Raw genomic sequence first — 23,003 nt, 5'->3', positions numbered from 1 at the left:
CGCGGGTCGCCGACTGACACGTCCGCGAAATGCGCGGGAAACGCGGTGGAAACGGCGGCTTCCTATCGTCCGTTCATGAGGCTCACTCCACACGAACAGGAACGCCTGCTCATCCACGTCGCCGCGGGGGTCGCCCGCGACCGCCGGGACCGGGGCCTTCTCCTCAACCATCCCGAGGCCACCGCGCTCATCGCGTCCTTCCTGCTGGAGGGCGCGCGCGACGGCCGCAGCGTGGCGGACCTGATGGACGCGGGCCGCAAGGTGCTCCAGCGCGAGGACGTCATGGAGGGCGTCCCCGAGATGCTGGAGTCGGTGCAGATCGAGGCGACCTTCCCCGACGGCACCAAGCTCGTCACCGTCCACCGGCCGATCGCATGATCCCCGGGGAGATCGTGTACGGCGACGCCCCGGTCCCACTCAACCCGGGCCGGCGGCGGATCACGCTGCGGGTCGTCAACACGGCGGACCGGCCGATCCAGGTGGGGTCGCACTACCATTTCGCCGCGGCCAACCCCGCGCTGGAGTTCGACCGGCGGGCCGCCTGGGGCACCCGCCTGGACGTGCCGGCCGGGACCGCGGTCAGGTTCGAGCCCGGCATCGAGCGCGACGTGACGCTCGTTCCCCTGGCGGGCCACCGCGTCGTCCCGGGGCTGCGTCCGGACTGGGCGGGCCCGCTCGACCGTGAGGAGTCCCGATGACCGCCGTCGAACGGGAACGCTACGCCGCGCTGTACGGTCCGACCACCGGCGACCGGGTGCGGCTGGCCGACACGGATCTGTTCGTCGAGGTGACCGAGGACCTCGCGATGGGCCCGGCCGGCGCGGGCGACGAGGCCGTCTTCGGCGGCGGCAAGGTGATCCGCGAGTCCATGGGGCAGGCCCGCGCGACCCGGGCCGAGGGCGCGCCCGACCTGGTCGTCACCGGCGCCGTGATCCTCGACCACTGGGGCGTCGTCAAGGCCGACATCGGCATCCGCGACGGGCGGATCTCGGCGATCGGCAAGGCGGGCAACCCCGACACGATGGACGGCGTCCATCCGGATCTCGTGATCGGGCCGTCCACGGAGATCCTCGCGGGCAACGGCAAGATCGTCACAGCGGGGGCGGTGGACTCCCACGTGCACCTGATCTGCCCGCAACTCCTGGACGAGGCGCTGGCGTCGGGCGTCACGACGATCATCGGCGGCGGCACGGGCCCCGCCGAGGGGACCAAGGCGACCACGGTCACCGGCACGTGGTACCTCGCCCGCATGCTGGAGTCGCTGGACTCCCACCCGGTGAACGTGGCCCTGCTCGGCAAGGGCAACACCGTGAGCATCGAGGGCCTGTACGAGCAGCTCAGGGCCGGGGCCTCCGGGTTCAAGCTGCACGAGGACTGGGGCACGACGCCCGCCGCGATCGACGCCTGCCTCGGCGTGTGCGAGGCCACGGGGGCACAGGCGGCGATCCACACGGACACGCTGAACGAGGCCGGGTTCGTCGAGTCGACGCTCGCGGCGATCGGCGGGCGGATGATCCACGCGTACCACACCGAGGGCGCCGGAGGCGGGCACGCCCCCGACATCATCAAGGTGGCGGGCTATCGGAACATCCTGCCGTCGTCCACCAACCCGACCCGGCCGCACACCGTCAACACGCACCACGAGCACCTGGACATGCTGATGGTGTGCCATCACCTCAACCCGTCGATCCCCGAGGACCTGGCGTTCGCCGAGTCCCGGATCCGCCCGGCGACGATGGCGGCCGAGGACGTCCTGCACGACGTCGGAGCCATCTCGATGATCGGCTCCGACTCACAGGCCATGGGCCGGATCGGCGAGACGATCATCCGCACGTGGCAGACCGCGCACGTCATGAAGGGGCGGCGCGGCGCGCTTCCCGGTGAGTCCGGTACGGCGTCCGCCCGCGGGACCGCCCACCCCGCCGACAATCTCCGCGCCCGCCGCTATATCGCGAAATACACGATAAATCCGGCGATAGCGCATGGGCTGGAGGCCGAGGTCGGCTCGGTCGAACCCGGCAAACTGGCCGACCTCGTGCTCTGGAGTCCCGCGTTCTTCGGGGTGAAGCCGGATCTCGTGATCAAGGGCGGCGTGATCGCGTACGCGCAGATGGGCGACGCGAACGCGTCGATCCCGACCCCGCAGCCGGTGCTCCCCCGGCCCATGTTCGGCGCGGCGCCGGCCACGGCGGCGGCGACGTCACTGCACTTCGTGTCCCCGCTCGCCATCGAGGACGGCCTCGCCGACCGGCTCCGGATCGCCCGCAGGCTCGCCCCCGTCTCCGGCGTACGGCGGCGCGGCAAGGAGGCGATGGTGCTCAACGACGCGCTTCCCTCGATCGAGGTGAACCCCGACACCTTCGCGGTGCGGGTGGACGGCGAGCTCGTCGAGCCCGCCCCCGCCGAGGTGCTTCCCATGGCCCAGCGCTACTTCCTCTTCTGAGCCGACTGCTGGGCCGACTGCTGGGCCGACTGCTGGGCCGATGACCTCGATCGACCACGACGAAGGACGGTGACCGTGGACGCCGCGCTCCTGCTGCTCGCCGACTCCCGGCTGCCCGCCGGAGGCCACGCTCATTCCGGCGGCGTCGAGGAGGCCGTACGCGCGGGTGCGGTGACCGGCCCCGGCGACCTGGCGCGCTTCCTACGCGGGCGGCTCGCCACGGCCGGCCTGGTCGCCGCCGCGCTCGCCGCCGCCGCCTGCGAGCTCGGCTCCACCTGCGATATCGGCTCCGCCCGTGAACTCGGCTCCGCCGTCATCGACGCTCCGGCGCCCTTGGCGAACGCCCGGCGACGACCGGCCGACCTCGACTCCGAGAGCACCGCGCCGGAGCCGGCCGGCGGCGCGCCGGAGCCGATCGTCCTCTGGAGAAGGCTCGACGCCGAGGCGGACGCCCGTACCTCGTCGCCCGCGCAGCGGGAGGCCGCTCGCACCCAGGGGCGGCTCCTGGTCAGGACGGCCCGGCGGATCTGGCCGTCGCCCGTCCTCGAGACGCTCGCGCGAGCCGTACCCGAGGGCGCGCACCATCCGATCGCGCTCGGCGCGGCGGCCGCGGCGGCGGGCTGCGACCCGGACCAGGCCGCGCTGGCCGCGGCCTACGCGTCGGTGACGGGGCCGGCAACGGCGGCCGTACGGCTCCTCGGCCTGGACCCGGTGGCGGTGCACCGGCTACTCGCCGACCTGGCTCCCTCGCTGGACGAGACCGCACGCGCCGCTCGTACGGCCGCGCGCCCGGAGCGCACGGCCGCCGATCCGGACAGCCGGTGGACCCCCTGCCCGGACGGCGAGGGGGCGGCGGACCCGGATCTCGCCGGTCCGGAGGTCGCGGGCGACGCGTGGTGGGCGGCGTTACCCGCGGCGGCCGCGCCCGCGCTCGACCTTTTGGCCGAGAACCACCTGAAGGCCGCGACCCGGCTCTTCGTCTCCTGACCGGCTCCATCCCTGACGGCTACGCAGAAGGACGGTGACCCGCAGATGGGCGCACACCACGACGACCGGCACGACGCGCCGGACGGCCACGGCCGGGCGCTCCGCCTCGGCGTCGGCGGCCCGGTCGGCAGCGGCAAGACCGCTCTGGTGGCCGCGCTGTGCCGCGGCCTCGGCCGGTCGATGCGGCTCGGCGTCGTGACGAACGACATCTACACGACCGAGGACGCCGACTTCCTGCGCCGCGCGGGGGTGCTCGACCCCGAACGCATCCTCGCGGTGCAGACCGGCTGCTGCCCCCACACCGCGATCCGCGACGACATCGCGGCCAATCTGGACGCGGTCGAGACCCTGGAGGAGCGCTTCGGGCCGCTCGATCTGGTGATCGTCGAGAGCGGAGGCGACAATCTGACCGCCACCTTCAGCCGCGGGCTGGCGGACGCCCAGATCTTCGTGCTCGACGTCTCCGGCGGGGACAAGGTCCCGCGCAAGGGCGGTCCGGGCGTCACCACGGCCGACCTGCTCGTGGTCAACAAGACCGATCTCGCTCCCCTCGTCGGCGCGGACCTGGCCGTCATGGCCCGGGACGCGGAAGCCGTACGCGAGGGCAGGCCCGTGCTGTTCACCTCGATCAGGGGGGACGGCGGCGCGCCCGGCGTCGCCGACTGGGTGTCCGGCGTCGTCCACTCGTGGCGGCACCGGCACGGCCGCACCCATGACCACGCGGACGGGCCGGTTGGGATCCCCATGCCCCTCGACCTGGCATGACGTCGGGTCCGAAGGAGACGCGATGACGGCGCCGCCACTCGGCACCCGGTCGTCCGTGCGGGCGCGCGCGGCGGTCAGGACGGAGCGCGGCCCCGGAGGCCGCACCCGGCTGGAGACCCTGCGGTCGGATCCGCCGCTGACCCTCCGGCAGACCGGACCCGACGTGGTCCACCTCGTCTCGACGGCGGCCGGACCGCTGGGAGGCGACCGCCTCGTGCTCGACGTCGCCGTCGCGCCCGGCACCACGCTGGAGGTCCGTTCGATCGCGAGCACGCTGGTCCTGCCCGGTCCCCGCGCGGCGGACTCCGTCCTGGTCGTCACCGCCCGGGTCGGCGCGGGCGGCTCGCTGCGCTTCGTGCCGGAGCCGACCGTACTGGCCGCCGGATGCGCGCACCGCGTCGCCGTACGGCTCTCGCTCGCGCGGGACGCCGCCGTGTTCTGGAGGGAGGAGATCGTCTTCGGCCGGCACGGCGAGCGGCCGGGGCGGTGCCGGTCCCGGTTCGACGCGGTCGTGGACGGGACGCCGCTGCTCCGTCAGGAACTCGTCGTCGGCGAACCGGCGGCCGACGGCAGCCCCGCCGTGTACGGCACCGCCCGCTGCGTCGGGAGCACCCTCATCGCGGGGCGCGGTCACGCTGCCGACGCCCCTATGGCCGGGGACGGTCTGCCGCGCGGCACGCGACCCGGTTCTCCGGAGAGCGCGCCGCGGCGGGCCGTGCTGGGCAACGGCTGCGCGGTGCTTCCTCTGGCCGGGCCCGGCGTCCTGGTGTCGGCCCTGGCCGAGGACGCCGTCCAGCTGCGCAGGCGCCTCGAATGGGGCGAAGCGCTCGCCGCGCCGTAACCGCCGCCGCGTCCGAGCTCGGGGCGGCGGCGGACAGGGCCGGCGGACGGGGTCAGCGGCCGGCGCCCGGGATCCGGTCGGCGAGGCCGGCGTGCAGGTCCCGCAGCTCGCGCTTGAGGATCTTGCCGCTCGGGTTCTTCGGGAGCGCGTCGACGAAGGCGACCGCCTTGGGCACCTTGAAGGCGGCCAGCCGCGACCGCGTGTGGGCCCGCAGCTCCTCCTCGGTGACGGCCGTGCCCGGCTTGGTCACCACGATCGCGACGACCGCCTCGATCCAGCTGGGATGCCTGACCCCGACGACCGCGACCTCGGCGACGCCAGGGTGCTCGTAGATGACCTCCTCGACCTCCCGGCTGGCGACGTTCTCACCGCCGGTCTTGATCATGTCCTTGATCCGGTCGACGACCGTGAGGAACCCCTCGTCGTCCATCACCCCCAGGTCGCCGGAGTGGAACCAGCCGCCGCGGAAGGCCTCGGCCGTCTTCTCCGGGTCGTCCAGGTAGCCGAGGACGGCGTGCGGGCTCCGGTGGACGATCTCCCCGATCTCTCCCGGCGCCACGTCGTCGCCGTCGGCGTCCACCACCCGGGTCTCGACGTTCAGGGCGGCCTGGCCGGCCGACCCCGCCTTGCGGATCTGGTCCTCCGGCTGGAGCATGACCGCGACCGGGGCCATCTCCGTCTGGCCGTAGAAGTTCCACAGACGCACGCCGGGCAGCCGCTCGCCGATCTCCCTGAGCACCTCGACCGGCATGATCGCCGCGCCGTAGTAGCCCTTCCTGAGGGAGGAGAGGTCGCGCCGGTCGAAGTCCGGGTGGCGCAGGAGGGAGATCCACACGGTCGGCGGGGCGAAGAACTTCGTCACCCGGTGGCGCTCCATCGCCTCCAGCAGGGCGGCCGGGTCGGGGCCGGGCAGGATGTGGCTGACCGCGCCGAGCTGGATGTCCGGCACCAGGAAGCAGTGCTGCTGCGCGCAGTGGAACAGCGGCATCGCGTGCAGCTCGACATCGTTGCGGTCCATGCCGCCGTCGATGACGCAACTGCTGTACTGCGCGATCAGCGCGGCGTGGGACAGCACCGCGCCCTTCGGGCGTGACTCGGTGCCGGAGGTGTAGAGGACCTGGGCGGGGTCGTCGGCGCCGATGAGGACGGCGGGGGCCTCGGCGTCCTCGTGGGCGAGCAGCGCGTCGAACGGCTCCCACCCGTCGGCGTCCCCGTACGCGACGCGGATCCTGAGGCGGTCGGCCGCCTTGGCCGCGTCCCGCGCCACGGGAAGGAGCGCGTCCTGTGCGATCAGCGCGACGGCGGACGAGTGCGCGAGCACGTAGCCGATCTCGTCGGCCCCGAGCATGAAGTTGATCGGCACGAGGACCGCTCCGGCGCGGGCGACCCCGAAGATCGTCTGCACGTACTCCACGCTGTTGCGCGAGAGCACCGCGACCCGTTCGCCGGGCCGCACGCCGCGCGCGATCAGCGCGCCGGCCAGCCGGGAGGCGTCCTCGTCCAGCTCGGCGAAGGTGCGGCTGGTCCTCCCGTCCGACACGGCGAGCCTGCTCGGATGGCGTCGGGCGGAGCGGCGCAGCAGGTCGGCGAGGGACTGCCTGCGGGCGAGGGCGACGTCCGCCGCCGCTTCCGAGGGGGCCGAGGGTCCAGCGAAAGCCATAAAGTTCTCCAACTGGCGCAGCAGACGAAACTTCCGGAAAGCGTAGTGACTTACGCCACTTTTGAGGAGATCTGTAGGGGCCGGAAGCCGCCGCCCAGGCCGCGCGCGGCGCCCGCCGCCATCCCTTGATCGCCCCCCGCCGCACCAAGACACGGTGGGCCTGAGACATTGATGTCTCACATGAGGTATCTTTGTCTCATGGCGTTCGATCGTGACCACGTACTCCGCTGCGCGGCGGACCTGCTCTCGCGCAAGGCGACCGCCACCCAGGACGAGATCGCCAAGGCCGCCGGAATCAGCCGCGCCACCCTGCACCGGCACTTCGCCGGGCGGGACGCGCTCATCCGCGCCCTTGAGGAGCTCGGCCTGCGCCAGCTCCAGGAGGTCGTGGACCGGGCCCGGCTGGACGACGGCAGCGCCACCGAGGCGCTGGTGCGGCTGGTCGAGGCCAGCCACCCGGTCGCGAGCTTCCTCGCCTTCCTGGCCACCGAGAACCAGCTCTTCGAGGGCGAGCAGATCAACGAGGGCTGGGAGCGGATCGACGCCCGGATCGCCGCGCTGTTCATGCGCGGCCAGGAGTCCGGCGAGTTCCGCATCGACCTCTCCCCCGCCTGGCTCATCGAGGCCTTCTACGGACTCGTCTCCGCCGCCGCCTGGGCCATCCAGTCCGGCAAGACCGCGCCCCGCGACTACACCGTGATGATCATCGGGTTGATGCTGGGCGGCCTCGAACGCCGCACCCCGCAGCCCTGATCGCGGCGGCGCTCCACGAACCCCACCCTGTCGAAGGACAACCCGCATCATGACCACCGTTTCGCGGCCGACATCGGAACCGACCGAACGGAACGACAAGCACCCCGGCCGCTGGGCCGCGCTCGGCGTGCTCGTACTCGCCGTCCTCCTGGTCGCCGTCGACGCGACGGTCCTCGCCCTGGCCACCCCGTTCATCAGCGAGGACCTCAAGCCGTCCGGCGTCCAGTTGCTGTGGATCGGCGACGTCTACTCGTTCGTCATCGCCGGCCTGCTCGTCTCCATGGGCAGCCTCGGCGACCGCATCGGCCGCAAGAAGCTCCTGCTGACCGGCGCCGCCGCCTTCGGCGCCGCCTCGCTGCTCAACGCCTACGCCGCCGGCCCCGAACTGCTGATCGCCGCCCGCGCCCTGCTGGGCGTGGCCGGAGCGACGCTGATGCCCTCCACCCTCGCGCTGATCCGCAACATCTTCACCGACCCGCGTGAGCGCTCCCTCGCCATCGGCATCTGGGGTTCCAGCGCCTCGGCCGGGGCGGCCCTCGGTCCGCTGGCGGGTGGATTCCTGCTGGAGCACTTCTGGTGGGGCTCGGTCTTCCTCATCAACCTGCCGGTGATGGCCCTCCTGATCCTGGTCGGCGCGAAGCTGCTGCCCGAGTCGAAGAACCCCGCACCCGGACCGTGGGACCTGCCCAGCGTCGGTCTCTCGCTCGTCGGCATGATCGGCGTCGTGTACGCGATCAAGAACGCCGCGTCGCACGGCTGGTCGACGCAGGTCCGCGTGGCCGGCGCGGTCGGTGTCGCCGCCCTGGTCTGGTTCGTCCGCCGGCAGAAGAGCCTCGCCGCACCGCTGATCGACGTCCGCCTCTTCCGCCACCGCGGCTTCTCCGCGGTCGTCGCCTGCGACCTCTTCGCCGTGCTGGGCCTGACCGGGCTGGTCTTCTTCCTCTCCCAGTTCCTCCAGCTCGTCCAGGGCCTCTCACCGCTCCAGGCGGGCATCGCCGAGCTGCCCGCCACCGCGGGCGCCGTACTCACCGGACTGCTGGCCGGGGCGGCGGTCCGCCGGACCTCGGTCCGCGTCGTCGTCTCCGGCGGACTCGCCGGCATCGGCGTCGCCCTGCTCCTGCTGGCCGGACTCGAACCGGGCACCGGCTACGGGCTGCTGCTCACCACGCTGCTCCTGGTCGGCGTCGGTGCGGGCCTCGCCTTCACCACCACCGCCGACGTGATCGTCTCCAGCGTCCCGAAGGAGCAGGCGGGCGCCGCCTCCGCCGTCGCCGAGACCGCCTACGAGCTCGGCGCGGCGCTCGGCATCGCCATCCTCGGCTCCATCGTGAACGGCGTCTACCAGGGCTTCACCACCCCGCCCGGCATCCCGTCCGCGATCGCCGAGGCCGCGCACGCCTCCATCGGCGGCGCGGCGGAGGCCGCCGCCTCACTCGGCGGAGCCGACGGCCACGCCCTCCTGACCGCCGCCCAGGACGCCTTCACCGCGGGCCTGGCCAGTACGGCGACCGTCGGCGCGGTGGTCCTCCTGGCCACCGCCCTGGCCGCCTGGTTCCTCCTCAAGGGACTGCGGCAGGACAGCGCCGCGGACCACTGACGGCAGGCGCGCCGACCGCCGCGGTCAGCGCGCCGGAGCGCCCGGACGGCGCCCCACGTCCCCACGGGGGCGTGGCGCGCCGTCACTCCTTGATGCGCTTCATGGTGAGGTGGGAATCGACGCGGGAGACCGCGGGCAGCGGCAGGATCCGCTGGCTGAGGAACTTCTCGTAGGCGATCTGGTCGGCGACCGCCACGCGCATGTAGTAGTCGGGGCGCCCGAACATGCGCCGGAACTCCACGACCTCCTCCAGCGCCGCGACCCGGGATTCGAAGTCCTCCACGGTCTGCAGGTCGTTGACCGCGATCTCCACCGACACGACCACTTCCAGGGAACGGCCCAGGGCCTCGGGAGAGATCTGCGCCCGGTACCCGGCGATCACCCCGGCGTCCTCCAGGCGCTTGACCCGGCGCAGGCACGGCGGCGGCGTGAGGCCCACCCGGCGGGCCAGCTCCACGTTCGACAATCGCCCATCCTGGGCGAGATGAAACAATATTTCCTGATCAACGTGATCTAGGCTAATAGAATTGCTCACAGTCCCCATTTCCGCTCACTTTTGAAACCATATTATGCGCTATACGCACTAAAATTGCGTTCATGCGTGGAATGCGAGCGAGAGGCGAAGCGCGGGACTTCGCGGCAGCGGCGGCCGACACCGCCTCGGTGGGGCTGAGCCTTTTCCCCCTCGGGATCAGCTTCGGCGTCCTGGTGGTGCACGCCGGGCTGGCCTGGTGGTGGGCCACGGTGTTCACCGCCGTGATCTACGCCGGGTCGCTGGAGTTCCTGCTGCTGGGCCTGGTCGCCTCGGTGGCACCACTGGGGCAGATCGTGGTCACCGCGCTCCTGGTGAACCTCCGGCACGTTTTCTACGCGCTGTCCTTCCCCCTCTCCCGGGTCCGGCCGCTCGGCCGCGTGTACGCCACCTTCGCGCTCACCGACGAGGCCTACGCCATGACCGCCGGGGAACACGCCCGCTCCTGGAGCGGCGCCCGCATCCTCTGGATGCAGGCGCTGTGCCAGGGCTACTGGGTCGGCGGGGCCACGCTCGGTGCACTCGCCGGCTCGTTGATCCCGATCACCCTGCACGGCCTGGACTTCGCGCTGACCGCCCTGTTCGTGGTTCTGACGATCGACGCCTGGCGGACACAGCGGGACCTGCCCGCTCCCCTGCTGGCCGCGGCGAGCTTCGCCCTCGCCGCGCTCCTCACACCGGGACAGGTGCTGCCGGCCGCGATGGCCCTGTTCACCGCGAGCCTGCTCATCCGGTACGCCCTGCGCCACCGCGCCGGCTCACCCGCGCCCGACGAGCACCACCACCCCGTGCCTGCCGTACCTGCCGTGCCCGCCGTGGCCGCAGCGGGCGGGGAAGGATAGGACCCGCATGCCCACCCCGCTCTACCTGGCCACCTCCGTGGCCGTCAGCGCCGCCGTCACCTGGGGCCTGCGCGCCCTGCCCTTCGCCGTCCTGACCCCGCTGCGCAGCTCGGCCGTCCTGCGGTACCTCGCCCGCCAGATGCCCACCGGCATCATGCTGATCCTGGCCCTCTACACGCTGCGTGAGGTCCGCCCCACGGCCTGGGCGGACGTCGTGCCCACCGCGCTGGCCCTGGCCGCCGCCATCGGGCTGCACCTGAAAACCCGCAACGCCGTGATCAGCGTCCTGGGCGCCACGGCCCTGCACGTGGCGATGTCGACCCTCTGGCCGATCTGAAGACCCGAAATCCCGTCGACAAGGCTGCTCCTGGCCACCTATGTTGCGGATCATGGCAGATAACCCCGTTGCGGCGCAGTGTGACTGCGGTGCGATTGCCGGCCCGCTGGGTGTATGCGTGGACTATTACCACGCGATCCTCTCGGAAGAGCAGGCCGATCCTCAGATGTACAGGTGGCACGCGCCGGTGGTCTGTGCGTATCTCCTGCAGCATCCTGCCAGAGCTCACGAGAAGTACCTTGACGGCCAGTTCCGCCAGCTGCAGCTCTACGTGGACAAGGGCCTTGACGCGCTGCTTCGCGTAGCGGCTCATCAGGTGGCGCGGAACAAGCACGGAGTACGGTCGGGCTACGACATGGCGCCATTGGCGGCATACGAGCCGCTTCCGCTGGCCGGACCTCCCCGGCACTTCCGCGCCACGTTCTCCGGGTTGCCGTTCAGGGACGGCAGCTTCGTGTCTGATGGGCATCTGGCATACGGACACCGCATCGAGGCCATCGCCCAGGCGACCGTGGAGTCCTGGAGATCTATCCAGGCCTGATCCCCGAAGGCCGCGGCGGGGCTCATCCCAGGAAGCGGACCGCGTTGCCCTCGCGACTCCTCCGCTCCCTGAAGGGAGCGAAGGCTCGCCGATATCCGTGCTGGCACGGATCACTCCCCGCCACTCGCGGGCCTAGCTTGAGAGCCGTGGCGCCTCCGCCCACTGGTCTGTCTTCACCGTTTTCCCCGACCATGGCCCGTCCGCCGTGTTCACTGGCAGGTGACAGGACTTTGAAAGCGAGTCTCAAGGGAGCAATCGGAAGCTCCTTCTCAGTGACGAACCATCGGAAGGACCACCCATGATCAACGTTCGGAAGACCCTCACCGCCGTCGCGGCGATCGTGCTCGTCTCCCTCGCCACGGCCTGCAACGACACCGACAGTGGCGGGGTCGCCAGTGGCAAGAGCGGTAAGGACAAGCCGGCCGCCGTCAGTGAGGTCGCGGGCGGTGCCGACGACGGCGGTACGAAAGGTGCCGACGACGGTGGCACGGAGGGTGCCGCGGGCGGCGCGGGCAACCCGGCGATCTGCGCCGAGGCGCTTGCCGCGACGGGCGCCTTCATGTCCAAGGTGATGGCGGCGCCCACCGACCACCAGAACATCAACAAGGCGATTTCGGGCCACGCCGACACGCTCAAGAAGCTCTCCGGGCGGGCCGACGGCGATCTCAAGACGGCCCTGTCCGAGATGGTCGACGCGTTCTCCCAGCTCGACGTCAACTCCGCCACGGCGAGCGAAGTCAGCAAGAAGGCCGACGTGGCCAGCAAGAAGCTCCTGGCCGCCTGCTCCTGACTCCCTCAGTGCCCGTGAACAAACCGGTGGTTACGGCACGGCCCTTGATGGCCCACTGACGGCCCGGCGATCAATCGGGTCGGCTCAGTTCGTGATCGTCCAGTTCGGCCGCCGACTCCGTTGACCCGCCACCCCTGGCAGGGCTCACCGGTGCAGGTCGGGCTGGGAGCCTGGCGGGTCGGCAAGCGCGTGCACGCCTGCGCGAATGCGTTCGATGTCCATGTGTTGATGCTGGCGAAGGTAGTCCATGACGTCGGCGCGGAGCGCGGTGAAGACGGCGTAAGCGAGGTAGGGGGCGTCGACGGCGGGCCGTGCGACACGGATCCGGTCGGTGAGTTCGTCGATCCAGAACTGGCTGGCGGGGTTGGCGTAGTAGGCGTACGGCCCGTAGTGCTCCAAGGCACGGATGAGCGTGCGGTTGTCCAGGACGAAGTCGAACAGGGCATCGAGGTAGGCGTGGAGCCGCGCTCCGGCAGCTCCTCCGGGGCCGAGTGGGGGTTCTCCGGATCGCACGCGATCCTGCAGGGCGGTGACGCGTGGCGCGATGAGCGCTTCGACCAGTCCCAGCAGGTCGCCGAAGCGGCGCATGACCGTGGCCTTGCCGACGCCGGCGGCCTGGGCGATGCGGGCCAGGCTGACATGGTCGAGGTCCTCGCGCTGGAAAAGCGCTTCCGCCGCGGTCAGTACGGCGGCGCGGTTGCGAGCAGCATCGGCGCGTTCGGTCACAGCCACACCTCCTTGCATAAACGGTCCAGTGGACCGTATCTTACCGGACCATAGGACCGGTTCGCGTCCTTCCTGGCTTCGCTCGCCCGATGTCCGCGTTGGGTGAAGTGCCAGTGGGAATGAACGCCACCTGCGGAAAGGGAGCTATGAAACGCGTCTGTCGGGCTGTGATGTTCTCCGAATACGGCGAGGCCGAGGTCCTGCGTGTGGCCGAGTGCGAGGTGCCCGAACCGGGCCCGGGACAGGTCCGCATCGCCGTCCGCGCCGCCGGTGTCAACCCGATCGACTGGAAGATCCGCAGCGGCGTCATGGCCGCGATGATGCCGGTGCGGTTTCCGGCCGTTCCCGGTGTCGACGTGGCCGGCGTCGTCGAGTCCGTCGGGCCGGACGTGACCGATGTCGCCGTCGGAGACGAGGTCTTCGGCAAGGCGGTCTCCGGAAGTTACGCCGAACTGGCGCTGGCAAACTGCGACTCCATCGCCGCGAAACCCGCGGCGGTGTCCTGGGAGGTCGCAGCCGCCCTGCCGGTGGCCGGCACCACGGCCTATCACGCTCTCGCCCAGCTCCGCCTGGCGCAGGGCGAGACGATCGTGATCGACGGCGCGGCCGGCGGCGTGGGAACTGTCGCAACCCAGGTCGCCCGGCATCGCGGACTCACGGTGATCGGCACGGCCAGCCCACCCAACCACCACTACCTGCGCTCTCTCGATGCCATCCCCGTGAGCTACGGCGACGGCCTGGCCGACCGGGTCCGGGCTGTCGCCGCGGACGGTGTGGACGCCGCCGTCGACGCCTCGGGGCGCGGTTCCCTCTCCGCCCTGGTGGAGTTGACCGGAGACCCTGATCGCGTCATCACTCTCGCCGACGCGTCGGCACAGTCACTGGGCGTGCGCCTCGCCTACGGCGAGCCCGACGACATGCCCGGCATTCTGGCCGAAGCGATAGCGCTGGTGGCGGTAGGCACGATCACGATCCCCATCGCCCGCACCTATCCCTTGACCGACGCGGCCGCCGCCCATCGCGACAGCCAGGCAGGGCATGTCCGCGGCAAACTTGTCCTGGCGCCGATCTGACGGCTGCGGCCGGATCAGATCAGGGAGGAACCCGCCGCGGGTAGCCGCTCCCGCCTGACCCGCCCTGCCAAATGGGCCCGCCGAACACGAGCCCCGAACCGCGGCGTGAATGACCCCCGAACTGGGGCAGCACACCCGTATGACCGGCAGACGACAACCGTACGCCAGCGCTGACTACCTGCCGATCGCCGACCACGGACTGATCGGCGATCTGCGTACCGCGGCCCTGGTGGGCACCGACGGCACCATCGATTGGTACTGCTGTCCGCGCTTCGACGCGCCCAGCGTGTTCGGCTCGATCCTGGACGCCGACCGGGGCGGGTCGTTCGAGCTGGCCGCGGACGCGCCGACGAGGACCAAGCAGTTCTACTTCCCGGACACCAACGTGCTGATCACCCGGTTCTTCACCGAGGACGGCGTGGGAGAGGTCCAGGACTTCATGCCGATCACCGACGACGCGGGCGAGCTCGGCCGGCATCGGCTGATCCGGCGCGTGCTGTGCGTGCGCGGCTCGGTGCCGTTCCGTGCGCGGGTGGCTCCGCGGTTCGACTACGCCAGGAAGCCGCACATCGTCCGGCGGCAGGCCGGTCAGATCCTCTTCGAGTCCGCGGACCTCGCGCTCGCGCTGACCGCGACCGTGGCGGTCGAACACGACGCCCAGAACGCGACCGCGTCGTTCAAGCTCGGCGAGGGTGAGTCCGCGGTCTTCGCGCTCGACTGCGTCAGCGACGACATCACGCCACGGGGCTGCCCGCACGCCGAGGCCGAGCAGCAGTTCACCGCCACCGTGGCGTTCTGGCGCCGGTGGCTGTCCTCCTCCCGCTACCGCGGCCGGTGGCGGGAGATCGTGCACCGCTCCGCGCTGACTCTCAAGCTGCTCACCTACGCGCCCACCGGCGCGATCGTGGCCGCGCCGACGACCAGCCTTCCCGAACAGATCGGCGGCGGACGCAACTGGGACTACCGGTACGTCTGGATCCGCGACGCAGCCTTCTGCGCCTACGCCCTGCTGCGCCTGGGCTTCTCCAGCGAGGCCGAGGCCTTCATGAAGTTCCTGCGCGAGCGCGTCAGCCTGCGCGCCGGCGGGCAGGGGCCGCTGCAGATCATGTACGGCATCGACGGTCGCACCGACCTCCCCGAACACGAACTGGCCGAGTTGGAGGGTTACCGCGGCTCCGCCCCGGTACGCGTCGGAAACGCCGCCGCCGATCAGCTCCAGCTCGACATCTACGGCGCGCTGATCGACTCGGTCTATCTCTGCGACAAGTGGGGCCAGCCGATCCCCAGCGACCAGTGGGACAGCGCCTGCGAAGCGGTGGAGTGGGTCTGCGACCACTGGAACCAGCCCGACGAGGGCATCTGGGAAACCCGCGGCGGCCGCAAGAACTTCCTGTACTCGCGGCTGATGTGCTGGGTGGCGATCGAACGGGCCATGCGGCTGGCCCACCGCCGTGGCCTGCCCGCCGACCTCTCCCGCTGGGCACGGGCCCGGGACGCGATCTACCGGCAGATCATGAGCCGCGGCTGGTCTCCCACGCGGCGGGCGTTCGTCCAGCACTTCGACGACGACGTCCTCGACGCCGCGGTCCTGATGATGCCGTTGACCAAGTTCATCTCCCCCACCGACCCGAAGTGGCTCGCCACGCTGGACGCGCTCACCGCCGACCTGGTGTCCGACTCGCTGGTCTACCGCTACGACCCCGCCGCCAGCCCCGACGGCCTGCGCGGTGCCGAGGGCACCTTCTCGATCTGCTCGTTCTGGTACGTGGAGGCGCTCGCCCGTGCCGGGCGACTCGACGAGGCACGGCTGGCCTTCGAGAAGATGCTCACCTACGCCAACCATCTCGGCCTGTACGCCGAGCAGATCAGCCACACCGGCGAGCAGCAGGGCAACTTCCCGCAGGCCTTCACCCACTTCGCGCTGATCAGCGCCGCGTTCAACCTCGACCGCGCCCTCGGCTGACAGCGGCGGCGACGTCGGTGACCTCCATCTGACCACCCGGCAGGGTGGTCACCAGTCCTGATCGGCGTCTCTGAGTAGCTCGGTGAGCTCGGCGTTGGAACTCGTGCGCATTCGAGAGCGGGCCGCGGCCAGCCGAGCCTCCACAGTCTGTGTCGAGAGGAAGAGCGATTCGGCCGCCTCGCTGATCGCGGCCCCGTCGGCGACGAGCCGCGCGACCTGGACCTCCTGCGCCGTCAACCTTGCGAACGCGTGGCGGGTGGCGCGGCAGCGATCCGGCAGGCCAAGAGCCCGTTCTGTCCGTCGCAGCCACGGGTACGCACGCAGTCGCAGGAAGGAGTGCCGTGCTTCCTCGAGGTACTCCCGCGCGAGGGTCGCGTCCCGGCTTGCCCTGGTCAGCAGGTCGGCGCAGGAGAACTGGGTGCGTGCCAGGCTGTAGGGGTCGACGCAACGCCCATACAGCTCGATCGCTCTCGTGAAGTGTTCGAGGGCGAGGTCGGGGTCTGTCGCCAGCAGCCCACGGCAGTGCTCGAGCGACGCATGGACAGAGTCCTGCGGCGAAGGGCCAGCTTCGTCGATGAGCCGATCGAGCGCCTCCTGCGCCTCTCGGCGCCTGCCCGCGTTCACGCAGGCCTCCACCAACCCGGAATGATGGAGGAGGAGGGCACCGTTGCGGACTTCCAGGGCATGCATCCTGGCGTCCAGCCGGAGGAATCGCTCCGCGGCGCAGGCGTGGTCTCCCTGGTTCAGCGCAAGCTCGGCGAGCGGCAGGGCGACGTAGAGGGAGACTCCCGTGTGTTCGAAGGCATCCAGGAGAGGCTGGGCACGTTCGCTGTATTCACGGCATCGCCTGCTCTGCCCTTGACCGGCCTCGATCCGGGCTAGCGTGTAGGCCGCGTAACCGGAAATCGCGACCTGGTCCTGGGCGTCGGCAAGCGCGAGGGCGCGGGCGGCTGTCGCGTACGCGGCGTTCCAACGGCCCCGCCTGAAGTTCAGTTCGGCAAGAGCGGTTGCGAGGTTGGCGACACGCTCCAGGGCGTTGACCGCGCTGAAGCGTTGCAGCGCCGTCTCCATCAGGCGGTACGCCGCAGCATGCTCGTTCAACCACATCAGGCAGAGAGCCGCGAAACCGAAGACCTCGGTGCCATGCTCCAGCGGATCGGCCTCGAAGAGCCGGTGGCCCTCGCGGTGAAAGACCTCGATGGCTTCCGCCGACCGGCCCGACATCGTGAGAGCGGCCATCCACATCACCATCGACGCGACCCTGTCCGACCCGGTGGCCGCACGCGCCAGCGCGTGACCATCCCCCGCCGCGGCGACAGCCTGGGGTATGAGCCCGCCCAAGATGGCCGCGGAGGCGGCTGTGGCGTACATGTCCACCGCCGCCTCCGGCGCTTGTTCCCTGAGCTTGGCCGCCGCGGCCGTCAGTTCGGCGAAGACCTCGCGCGGCGCCGCGCGGAGCTGCCGGATCTGGTTGCGGATGTACCCGATCTCACCGACCAGACCAGGTTCGGTGGTAAGGCTGCGGGCCTGGTCGAGGAGCGGCAAGGCCCTGTCCGGCCACCCTGCGAGGTAGGCGCAGGTGGCCGCGGTCAGCAGTCGGTGCGCACGGGTCTCCGGCAGCGGGGTGAGACCGGCGGCCCGTCGGTACGCCGAGCACGCCGCCGTGAGAGCGCCCCGTCGCCGTGCACGTTCCCCGGCGGCGCAGAGGATTCTTGCCGCATCTTCGTCGGTGCCGAGCGCCGCTTCGGCCAGATGCCAGGCCCGCTGGTCGGCGGCGGCCGCGCTGCCGCCGTTCTGCGCCTGGGCGAGGTGGGCATGGGCCGCGCGTCGCCGGGCCGGCGTCGCCGCGTGGTAGACGGCGGCGCGGATCAGCGGATGCGCGAACTCGACGCGGCTGTCCGCGACAGTGAGGAGGCCGGCGGTCTCCGCCGGTTCCAGATCGGCGAGGCCGTCCTGGCCCAGTGCTCTGGTGAGTTGGGCGAGATCTGATGTGTAGCCGGCGGCGCAGATGAGCAGTGCCCACCGGGTGGCTGGGGGAAGCGGCTCAAGGCGCCGTTGGAAAGAGATGGCCAGAACTTCCGGCAGTGCCGGCGGAGGGCCGTCGTCGGCCGTCTCGCCGAGTGGCCGGCCTGAACGGCACAGCTCCCCCAGCGCAAGTGGGTTCCCGTTGGTGTGGCACATCAGCCAGTCCAGTTCGGCCGTGCTGACCGGGCGGTTGCGGAAACGGCCGGCGAGTTCTGCGGCGGCGCCCCTTGCGAGACCGGTCACGTCCAATGTCGGGTATCCGGTCAGATCCATGGGGCAAGGCGCACCGGAGCGAACTGCCACGACGACCGCGACACCTTCGCCGGCCAGCCGCCGGATAGCGAAGGAGAGCGCGAGGGCGGACGCCTCGTCCATCCACTGGGCGTCGTCCAGGACCATAACCGCCGGTGCCGCCTCCGAAAGGATGCCGAGCACGCCGAGGCCGATCGCGACGGAGCCGGGAGGGGGCTCACCATGCTGAGGGGCGGCCAGCGCCAGTGACACCTCCAACGCCCGCCGCTGAGGCCCCGGAAGTCGAGGCATCAGGTGCGCCACCGGTCGAAGGAGTCCGCTGAGCGTGGAGAAGGCCAGTTCAACCTCACTCTCCACGCAGCGCATCGACAGAGGCAGCATCCCTGGGGCTGAGGCGGCCGTCAGCAGAGCGGACTTCCCGACGCCCGGTTCGCCGCGTACGACCAGAACGCCACTGTGTCCGGCTGCCGCGGCCACGACCAGGGTTTCGACCCGCTCGATCTCGGCAGCGCGGCCGACCAGACTGGATGCCGGCTGCCACGGGCCGTCCGGCCGAGTCGAGGTGCACTCCTGGTTTTCGATGAGGTCACGGCGTTCGAGCCAGGGCGCGGGATCTTCGCCCAGTTCTTTCACAATCGCCGTGAGCAGTTTCTCGGAGGGCATTTTGGTGCCGCCGAAAACTTCGGAAACGGTCGTATTCCGATAATGGAGTCGTCGGGCGAGTTCGCTGCGCGTCATTCCGCGGGCGTCGAGCAGCTTTGTCAGGTCCCGCGCGAGATCCAGGCGGGCACCCTCACCGATGATCTGCTTGGGCCGACGGCCTCGGCGCCGTGGCTCACCGCTTCCTACCTCATTCACGCCCGGCAGCCCGATTCTCCGATCCGCGTCCCGCGCAGGTCGGCCGTTGTCCATTCCATTGTTCGACAAAACGCCCAAATCCTCGCGGAAAAATCACCGTCTTCGCAAGCTTGGTGCTGACGGCCTGCATTTCCTGAAGGCCACGAAGATCGAAAGGAAGGAGCACGGCATGAAAAAGGTCCTAGCCTCGGGAGTCCTCGCCATCACAGCCGCGTTCACGCTCACCGTGGCCGCGGTTCCCCCCGCGTCGGCCGCGGTCGACCAGTGCGTCGGCACGGCGACATGCGACAACAAGTACCCGGACCAGACCACGAACAATGGACACCTGTGCTCGGACGGCGCGTACACACCGGGAGGCGGACAGCGTGTGGTGTTCAACGGTCTGCTGGAGCTGCGTTACGGACCGAACTGCGGGGTGAACTGGGCTCGCTTCAACCCCTACTCCTCAGACGGCCAGTACTACCTGTGGGTTCAGCGCGAAAGCGATGGCTTCAACACCTACGGCGACCAGTTCTTCGGGTGGCAAGGAGACCACTTCTCCCGGCAGGTTTACTCACCGGTCGCCCGATCACGAGCCTGCGTCTTCCGTCACAACGGCACCGACTGGGGCCAGGCGGAATGCACGGCATGGATCTAGCGCGTCTTCCGACAATTCGGCGTGGCGGAGCCAGAGCATCAGACGGCCGATGGTGACGCCAGCGAGGTAGCGGGTGGCGATCGCCCGCCACTGCTGGAGCTTGCCGAAGCAGCGTTCGACCACGTTGCGCCGCTTGTTATGCCTCAGTTGTCGAAAGCGTAGGGGCGGCCACCCCGGCTGCCCTTGCGCTCGCGGTTGGCGATCTGGTCCCTGCGCTCATCGCTCTTGAGGTCATCGCCATCCCCGGCGCTCCTCTTGAGCGGTGATCCCCATGAACCTCCCTCTTCTGCCGGCCAGCCGGGCTCGTCGGCGGTCTGGCGTTGTCCATGAACCGGACACCGCCGACGGGCTTCGGCTGGGCGCGGTTCGCCGTCCTGAGTGCAGAGGCATTCGCGCAACTGCTCCGTCGGGCTGATCCGATCGGCCGAGTCAGCTTGCCTCGCGGAGCGGTTGGAATTGGACGTTGAGACGTACTTCGAGCGCTTCGGCGAGGCGTTCCAACATGGGGATGGTGGGCATGGTGCCGCCGGCCTCGAAGCGAGCGACCGCGGGCTGCTTGAGGCCGGCCCGCTCAGCCAGTTCGGCCTGCGTGAGCCCGAGTTCTTCGCGGCGCTGCCGCACCGCCTCTCCGAGCTCGAACCGGAGACGAGCGGCCTCATAGGCGGCTCCGGCACCGGGACAGCCCATGATCTCAACACGCTTGTCGGCCCACGCCTTGCGGTCGGCCATGGCCCTCACTCCTCATCTGCCGTGTGCGCCTCGGCGATACACCGCTCCATCGCCCGTACCGCCCGCTCGATCTCACCGGCCTCACGCATCCGCTGCTTCTTGAACACCGTGAGCAGGATGATCGGACGTTATACGGCAGGCAAGTGCGCCGTCCTGCGAATGGAGCATCAGCCCAGCATCGGGCCGGGGGCTCCCGAAGGCCGAGGACAGGCGTAACGGATCCGGCCCTCCGGCGGGCGCTCGGCCACGCGCTCGTTGGACAGGGAACGCGCGGAAGGCGCGCGTGCCCGTCAGCGCTCGGCCGTGAGCTCGACGCGCAGGCGCTTGCGGTCGAGCTTGCCGACAGCCGTCTTGGGGATGGCGTCGCGGAAGACGACCGTGCGCGGCTTCTTGTAGGACGCCACCTTCTCGGCTACGTGCGCGACCAGCTTTTCGCGCAGTTCGTCGTCCGGCTCGACTCCGTCGGCGACGACCACGACGGCGGTGACCGCCTCCACCCAGCGTTCGTCGGGGGTGCCGACGACGGCGACCTCGCGCACCGCCGGGTGCTCCAGCAGCACGTCCTCGACCTCTCGCGGATAGACGTTGTAACCACCGCTGATGATCATGTCGGAGGTCCGGTCCTTGAGGAACAGGAAGCCGTTGCCGTCCAGGACCCCGACGTCGCGGGTGTGGACCCAGCCGTCGCGGAAGGTCTGCGCGGTCAGTTCCGGGGCGGCGAAGTACCCGGCGCTCGCCGAGGGCCCGCGCACCACGATCTCCCCCGGCTCGCCCGGGGCGACCTCGCGGCCGTCCTCGTCGAGCAGGCGCAGGTCGATCTCGGTCGCGATCTGCCCGCACGCGGCGAGCCGCGCGCCGTCGTGGTCCTCGGGCCGGAGTACGGCGATGCACAGCGGGATCTCGGTCTGCCCGTAGTACTGCCAGAAGCGCTCCCGGCCCCACGCGCGCATGGCGCGCTCGATGGTGGGACGCGGCATGGGCGAGGCGCCGTAGATGACCCGGCGCATCGTGGAGACGTCGGTGGTCTCGAAGGCCGGGTGCTCGACCAGCATCTGGATCATGGTCGGCACCAGGGTGGTCGCGGTCGCCCCATAGCGCGGGATCGCCTCCAGGAACGCCCCGGGCAGGAAGCCGGGGAGGATCACCGTGCGGCCGCCGCGCAGCCACAGCGGCAGCACGAGCACCCCGCTGGCGTGGATCAGGCTCGCGGCGTGGAGCATGACGTCGTCACGCGTGGCCGGAAAGAGGTTGAGCAGCACGTTCCGGCAGATCGCCGCGTAGGACGCCTGCGTGTGCTGGGCCGCCTTCAGGGTGCCGGTCGTCCCGGAGGTGAACAGGGTCAGGATCACGTCGTCGGGCTCCACCGGGACCTCGGGCAGGCTCGCGGGCGCGTTCTCGGCCCTGCGCAGCAGGCTCGGCTCGTCGTCCAAGCTGGTCTCCAGGCCCAGGAAGACGACCTGCGGGAGCGCGGCGGCCAGTTCACGGGCGCGGTCGGTCAGGTCCGGCCCGAACACCACGAGCTCACATCGGGTGTCGGTGAGCATGGTGACGTGCTCGGCGACCGAAAGCCGGGCGTTGAGCGGGACCCGGTTGATCCCGGCCTTCACGCAGGCGAAGTCGAGCGGGACGCTGAGCAGGCTGTTGTTCACGAGAAGCCCGACGCGCCGCCGGTGTCCGGCCCCCGCTTCCCCCAGCACGTGAGCGAGCCGGTTACTCAGCCGGTCGACCTGCGCGTAGGTCAGCTCCTCCTCGCCGAACACGACGGCGACCCGGTCGGCGTGCTGCCGCGCGCCGCGAACGATCAGCTCACGGGTGGTGGGACTCATGCTGGTCTCCTCTCGGGGTGAAGCTTCCGTGCCTGCCCTCACCGGCGGCGAAGCGGGCGGCGCCGGCCACGCCCTCACGCGCCACGACGGGGACGCCCGCGGCTCCCTCGGCGCGCAGCGCCTCGGCGACGGTCAGATCGAGCCCGGCGTAGACCGAGGCGCGGTCGGTCAGCACGCACTCGAACGGGAAGGCCGCGATCTGGGCGGCCAGCTCCCGCGCCGCGTCGACCGCCCGGCCGGGTTCGACGACCCGGTTGGCCAGTCCCATCGCGAGCGCCTCGTCGGCCTTGACCGGACGTCCGGTCAAGATCAGGTCGAGCGCCCGGCCCAGGCCGACGATCCGCGGCAGGCGGACCGTGCCGCCGTCGATGAGCGGCACCCCCCACCGCCGGCAGAAGACGCCCAGCACCGCGTCACGCTCCACGATCCGCAGGTCGGCGAGGAGGGCCAGCTCAAGTCCGCCCGCTACGGCGTAGCCGCTGATCGCGGCGATGAGAGGCTTGCCGAGCTGTAGCCGGGTCGGTCCCATCGGGCCGCTGCCGCCGCCGGCGGGGTCGAGCTCGTTGCGGCGGGCCGGGTCACCCACCGCGGTCAGGTCGGCTCCGGCGCAGAACGTCCCGCCCGTACCGGCGAGCACCGCCACACGCTGACCCGGATCGGCCTCGAACTCCTCGAACGCCGCCCGCAGCTCCGCGGCCATCGCGCCGTCGACGGCGTTACGCCGGTCGGGACGGTCCAGCCAGATCGTGGTGGTCGCGCCATCGACCTCGACCCGCACATCAGCCATCACTACCTCCGTGGTCCTACAGTGGAGCAACGGAATGCC

General features: G+C 70.8%; 22 protein-coding genes and 1 pseudogene. 15 read left to right on the top strand and 8 right to left on the bottom strand.

What is annotated here, in order from left to right; genetic code table 11:
• Positions 1–75 precede the first annotated feature (75 nt).
• The 6 genes from ACQP1V_RS18805 (at position 76) to ACQP1V_RS18780 (ending at position 5,036) form a co-directional block, all read left to right on the top strand.
• Positions 76–378 carry an urease subunit gamma gene (locus ACQP1V_RS18805; RefSeq protein ID WP_433424786.1) on the top strand — a complete coding sequence of 101 codons (303 nt, stop codon included), beginning with the start codon at positions 76–78 and terminating at the stop codon, positions 376–378.
• Positions 375–698, top strand: a complete 324-nt coding sequence (locus ACQP1V_RS18800) for an urease subunit beta (protein ID WP_433424784.1) — start codon at positions 375–377, stop codon at positions 696–698. The genes ACQP1V_RS18805 and ACQP1V_RS18800 overlap by 4 nt, the downstream gene beginning before the upstream one ends.
• Positions 695–2,443 (top strand): urease subunit alpha, encoded by a 1,749-nt coding sequence (locus ACQP1V_RS18795; protein ID WP_433424782.1) that lies wholly within the window; start codon positions 695–697, stop codon positions 2,441–2,443. Before ACQP1V_RS18800 ends, ACQP1V_RS18795 begins: the two co-directional genes overlap by 4 nt.
• Before the next feature lie 75 nt (positions 2,444–2,518).
• Positions 2,519–3,430: an urease accessory protein UreF gene (locus ACQP1V_RS18790; protein ID WP_433424778.1), complete on the top strand. Its 912-nt coding sequence runs from the start codon at positions 2,519–2,521 to the stop codon at positions 3,428–3,430.
• Positions 3,431–3,475: 45 nt separating this feature from the next.
• Positions 3,476–4,195 (top strand): urease accessory protein UreG, encoded by a 720-nt coding sequence (ureG, locus tag ACQP1V_RS18785; protein WP_433424776.1) that lies wholly within the window; start codon positions 3,476–3,478, stop codon positions 4,193–4,195.
• 22 nt (positions 4,196–4,217) lie between these two features.
• A complete protein-coding gene (locus ACQP1V_RS18780) occupies positions 4,218–5,036 on the top strand; it encodes an urease accessory protein UreD (protein ID WP_433424773.1) in 819 nt (272 codons plus the stop codon).
• Between the two features lie 52 nt (positions 5,037–5,088).
• Here the strand turns inward: ACQP1V_RS18780 and ACQP1V_RS18775 are convergent, their stop codons facing one another.
• Positions 5,089–6,696, bottom strand: a complete 1,608-nt coding sequence (locus ACQP1V_RS18775) for a fatty acyl-CoA synthetase (protein ID WP_433424771.1) — start codon at positions 6,694–6,696, stop codon at positions 5,089–5,091.
• 198 nt (positions 6,697–6,894) lie between these two features.
• Between ACQP1V_RS18775 and ACQP1V_RS18770 the strand changes: the two genes are divergently transcribed.
• Together ACQP1V_RS18770 and ACQP1V_RS18765 are read left to right on the top strand one after the other, a co-directional pair.
• Positions 6,895–7,449 carry a TetR/AcrR family transcriptional regulator gene (locus ACQP1V_RS18770; protein WP_433424768.1) on the top strand — a complete coding sequence of 185 codons (555 nt, stop codon included), beginning with the start codon at positions 6,895–6,897 and terminating at the stop codon, positions 7,447–7,449.
• Positions 7,450–7,498: 49 nt separating this feature from the next.
• A complete protein-coding gene (locus ACQP1V_RS18765; protein WP_433424766.1) occupies positions 7,499–9,046 on the top strand; it encodes an MFS transporter in 1,548 nt (515 codons plus the stop codon).
• 82 nt (positions 9,047–9,128) lie between these two features.
• Here the strand turns inward: ACQP1V_RS18765 and ACQP1V_RS18760 are convergent, their stop codons facing one another.
• A complete protein-coding gene (locus tag ACQP1V_RS18760) occupies positions 9,129–9,590 on the bottom strand; it encodes an Lrp/AsnC family transcriptional regulator (protein WP_433424763.1) in 462 nt (153 codons plus the stop codon).
• Positions 9,591–9,643: 53 nt separating this feature from the next.
• Here ACQP1V_RS18760 and ACQP1V_RS18755 point away from each other — a divergent pair, with 53 nt between their 5' ends.
• The 4 genes from ACQP1V_RS18755 to ACQP1V_RS18740 all read left to right on the top strand — a co-directional run bounded on the left by ACQP1V_RS18755 (position 9,644) and on the right by ACQP1V_RS18740 (position 12,088).
• A complete protein-coding gene (locus ACQP1V_RS18755) occupies positions 9,644–10,420 on the top strand; it encodes an AzlC family ABC transporter permease (protein ID WP_433424760.1) in 777 nt (258 codons plus the stop codon).
• A gap of 7 nt (positions 10,421–10,427) precedes the next feature.
• A complete protein-coding gene (locus ACQP1V_RS18750; protein ID WP_433424758.1) occupies positions 10,428–10,757 on the top strand; it encodes a branched-chain amino acid transporter permease in 330 nt (109 codons plus the stop codon).
• Positions 10,758–10,809: 52 nt separating this feature from the next.
• Positions 10,810–11,298, top strand: coding sequence for a DUF5946 family protein (locus ACQP1V_RS18745; RefSeq protein ID WP_433424755.1), 489 nt, complete (start codon positions 10,810–10,812; stop codon positions 11,296–11,298).
• Positions 11,299–11,596: 298 nt separating this feature from the next.
• Entirely contained in the window at positions 11,597–12,088 is a 492-nt protein-coding gene (locus ACQP1V_RS18740; protein WP_387410641.1) for a hypothetical protein, read from the top strand.
• Between the two features lie 144 nt (positions 12,089–12,232).
• Here ACQP1V_RS18740 and ACQP1V_RS18735 read toward each other — a convergent pair whose 3' ends face one another.
• Entirely contained in the window at positions 12,233–12,814 is a 582-nt protein-coding gene (locus ACQP1V_RS18735) for a TetR/AcrR family transcriptional regulator (RefSeq protein WP_433424753.1), read from the bottom strand.
• Positions 12,815–12,960: 146 nt separating this feature from the next.
• Here ACQP1V_RS18735 and ACQP1V_RS18730 point away from each other — a divergent pair, with 146 nt between their 5' ends.
• Together ACQP1V_RS18730 and ACQP1V_RS18725 are read left to right on the top strand one after the other, a co-directional pair.
• Positions 12,961–13,887: an NADP-dependent oxidoreductase gene (locus ACQP1V_RS18730; RefSeq protein ID WP_433424750.1), complete on the top strand. Its 927-nt coding sequence runs from the start codon at positions 12,961–12,963 to the stop codon at positions 13,885–13,887.
• Between the two features lie 109 nt (positions 13,888–13,996).
• Complete coding sequence (locus tag ACQP1V_RS18725) at positions 13,997–15,850, top strand: glycoside hydrolase family 15 protein (RefSeq protein WP_433424747.1); 1,854 nt, start codon at positions 13,997–13,999, stop codon at positions 15,848–15,850.
• A 48-nt stretch (positions 15,851–15,898) separates the two neighbouring features.
• Here ACQP1V_RS18725 and ACQP1V_RS18720 read toward each other — a convergent pair whose 3' ends face one another.
• Positions 15,899–19,039: an AAA family ATPase gene (locus ACQP1V_RS18720; RefSeq protein WP_433425880.1), complete on the bottom strand. Its 3,141-nt coding sequence runs from the start codon at positions 19,037–19,039 to the stop codon at positions 15,899–15,901.
• A 115-nt stretch (positions 19,040–19,154) separates the two neighbouring features.
• Between ACQP1V_RS18720 and ACQP1V_RS18715 the strand changes: the two genes are divergently transcribed.
• Positions 19,155–19,622, top strand: a complete 468-nt coding sequence (locus tag ACQP1V_RS18715) for a hypothetical protein (protein ID WP_433424744.1) — start codon at positions 19,155–19,157, stop codon at positions 19,620–19,622.
• A 21-nt stretch (positions 19,623–19,643) separates the two neighbouring features.
• Here ACQP1V_RS18715 and ACQP1V_RS18710 read toward each other — a convergent pair.
• From ACQP1V_RS18710 to ACQP1V_RS18695, 4 genes and pseudogenes are all read right to left on the bottom strand, one after another.
• A pseudogene (locus ACQP1V_RS18710) lies at positions 19,644–19,751 on the bottom strand (IS5/IS1182 family transposase); the annotation flags it as partial.
• Between the two features lie 300 nt (positions 19,752–20,051).
• A complete protein-coding gene (locus tag ACQP1V_RS18705; RefSeq protein WP_433424742.1) occupies positions 20,052–20,351 on the bottom strand; it encodes a helix-turn-helix domain-containing protein in 300 nt (99 codons plus the stop codon).
• A gap of 290 nt (positions 20,352–20,641) precedes the next feature.
• Positions 20,642–22,177, bottom strand: coding sequence for a class I adenylate-forming enzyme family protein (locus tag ACQP1V_RS18700; RefSeq protein WP_433424739.1), 1,536 nt, complete (start codon positions 22,175–22,177; stop codon positions 20,642–20,644).
• Entirely contained in the window at positions 22,158–22,964 is an 807-nt protein-coding gene (locus ACQP1V_RS18695) for a crotonase/enoyl-CoA hydratase family protein (protein WP_433424736.1), read from the bottom strand. The genes ACQP1V_RS18700 and ACQP1V_RS18695 overlap by 20 nt, the downstream gene beginning before the upstream one ends.
• Between the last annotated feature and the right edge of the window lie 39 nt (positions 22,965–23,003).

The sequence above is a fragment of the Microtetraspora malaysiensis genome (genome assembly GCF_050947145.1).
In the GTDB taxonomy this organism is placed as follows: domain Bacteria; phylum Actinomycetota; class Actinomycetes; order Streptosporangiales; family Streptosporangiaceae; genus Microtetraspora_A; species Microtetraspora_A malaysiensis.
This window is presented reverse-complemented; position numbering and strand designations above follow the sequence as displayed.